General features: G+C 63.3%; 2 protein-coding genes. Both read right to left on the reverse strand.

Annotated elements, in window-relative coordinates; translation table 11 throughout:
- Positions 1–994 (reverse strand): GumC family protein (locus AC5JJ6_RS08565; RefSeq protein ID WP_496041632.1); only part of this gene is annotated, 994 nt, incomplete at its 3' end.
- Positions 995–1,521: 527 nt separating this feature from the next.
- Positions 1,522–2,614, reverse strand: a 1,093-nt coding sequence (locus AC5JJ6_RS08570; protein ID WP_496041633.1) for a winged helix-turn-helix domain-containing protein, incomplete at its 5' end; no start/stop codon positions are given.

Here is a 2,614-nt window from a genome sequence, read left to right on the forward strand (position 1 = left end):
GGTGGCGGGCGCCCAGCGACTGGGACAGGTTGGCGACCTGGGCCGCCAGATCCGCTTCCTGCTGGCGCAGGATCTGGATCGTCGGGTTGCGGGTGACGATCTCCATGCTGTCGGTGCGGCCCGATGCCTGAAGCTGCTTGACCTGGGCCAGCTGCGCTTCTGCTTCCAGCCGGGCGACCTTGAGCGTGCCGAGTTCGGTGTTGAGCGCGATGATGCGCTGGGTCGCGAGCTGAGCCTGCGGCCCGACCGGGACGAGGTTGTTCTTCGTCCGGAAATCGGCCAGCGCCGCCGTTGCCTGATCCAGCTCGGCGCGCACGCCGTTGACGCGCTGCTCCAGCCAGACCATGGCCTGGCTGGCTTCCTTCTGGTTTTCGGCGACCTGGTTCGCCAGATAACGATCGACCAGCTGGTTTACGATGAGCGCCGCTTTCTCCGGCACTTCCGATACGAACTGGATGCGGATGGTATAGGCGTCGGGAGCGCTGCTGACCTGAAGCTGCCGTGCGATGGTGTTGATGACGGCGCTGCGCGGATCGGCTTCGGGATCGGGCTCCGGAGCGGGCAACTCGATGCCGACCTGCTTCAGCCCATCCGCGGCCAGTGCGTAGGCCCCGTTCATGATCAGCCTGACACGGTCGCGCAGCGACAATTCCTCGGCGATGGCGAGGTTGAATTCGGGGTCGGCGACCAGGTTCAGCTGATCGACGACCTGACCGATCAGGAGGGTCGAGCGCACCGATTCCGCTTCGGTCTTGACGCTTGCGATGTCGGGACGCGCGATGGCTGCGGGTGCTGCGTTGTCGATCAGCGTCTGGGGACGCGTCTTCAAGGCCACCACGGCTTCCGCCGTGTAGAGCGGGGTCACTTGCCTGACGCCCCAATAGCCCAAGCCGATCGAGACAACAACAAACAGGGCGATCAGAAACTTACGCTGCCACAAAACGGCAGCATAATGGGCAAGCTGCTTCTCGTTGGTTTGAATGATAGTCCTCATAAGCAGAAATGCCCTGTAAGGATGGTTGCCGTTACCATTGCCCGAAACTTGCCTGCGACGCATGAAGCTGGAATAGGACTTGACAGTAAACGTCGTGAGATCAGCGAAAAAATGCAAAGCAGCTTATGGCGAGTAACCGTTTGGCAGTAAGGCGCACCACAACGGATGGTATTTCCATCGAATTGCAGCCACGAAAACCCCATACGCCGACAACACATTAAAAAGGCAATTAAAATTGAGAATACCTGCGAAAGTGGTAGAGATCATGTGCGTGGCTGGTAGAGGATTCTCGTTAGGTGAAGCACCGCTTACCCCTCTTTCCGGCTCGACCGACCGAATCACTTAGCTTCGACGATGTCGACGGTACCCTGTCCAGCCATCGAGATCTGTGAACCACCACACAGCTACTTGCGGAAGTATGATTATTTTATGCAAAACCGAACTATCGATTGGATTATACTGGCTGCTTTCAAGCAAATATGTCGGGCTGAAGAGGCCCGACGTCTAACGTCCCGGAAAGGCCGAGCTTAATTGCCGCTTGCGCCCGACATCTCTGCCTGCCGCAACGCCGGAGCCAGATCGCCATGGTCCGCGATGCTCATCCGCTCCAGCAGCAGCCAGTCCGCCATATGCCGAAGTTCCGCCAGAAGCGCCTCGGCGGTATGCGCCGGCGCGTGCGGTTCGGCATGGACTGCCAGCACATGCAGCGTTCCGGTCGCCCGCTCCGCCTTCAGGTCGACGCGGGCGGCCAGCCGGTCGCCCAGCAGGAACGGCAATACGTAGTAGCCGTGCTGGCGCTTCTCGACCGGCGTATATATCTCCAGCCGGTAGCGGAAGTCGAACAGCCGTTCCGACCTTGACCGCTCCCACACCAGCGGGTCGAACGGCGACAGCAGCGCCGCGGCGTCGATCCGCCGGGGCCGCCGGGCGTCCCGGTGCAGATACCCTTGCTGCTTCCAGCCCTCGACCTCGACCGGCAGCAGGGTCCCCTCCTCCACCAGCTCGGCGATCCGGGGTTTCACGTCGGCGGCGTCCAGCCGGAAGTAATCGCGCAAATCGTTGGCGGTGCCGATGCCGTGGGCGCGGGCGGACAGTGCCAGCAATTCCCGGTGCGCGTCCGCTTCGTCGGGCGTCGGCAGGTTCAGGATCTTGGCCGGCAGCGCCCGCTCCGGCAGGTCGTACAGCCGCTCGAACCCCCGGCGCGTCCGGGTCGTGAGCATCCCCGCCCAGAACAGGTATTCGAGCGCGCATTTGACGTCGCTCCAGCCCCACCACGAACCGTTGCCCTTGCTGCCCTCGAAGTCCGATGCGGCGAGAGGTCCCCGATCCCGGACTGCGGCCAGCGTCGCCGCGACGAAGTCCGGCCGCTCCCGCGCGATGGTTCCAAGCCGGCCGTAGACCCCCTGCCCCGCTGCCGCCCGCGCCATCCGCCAGCGCAGCAGCGGGTGCAGGTCGAGCGGCAGGAGCGACGCTTCGTGCGCCCAGTATTCGAACAGCGTCGGCTTGCCGCCCCAGGCCGCTTCGTCCAGCACGCCCACCGGGTAGGACCCAAGGCGCGAGAACAGCGGCATGTAGTGCGCCCGCACCAGCACGCTGACGGAATCGATCTGAAGCAGTCCG

The organism is Skermanella sp., from assembly GCF_059503625.1.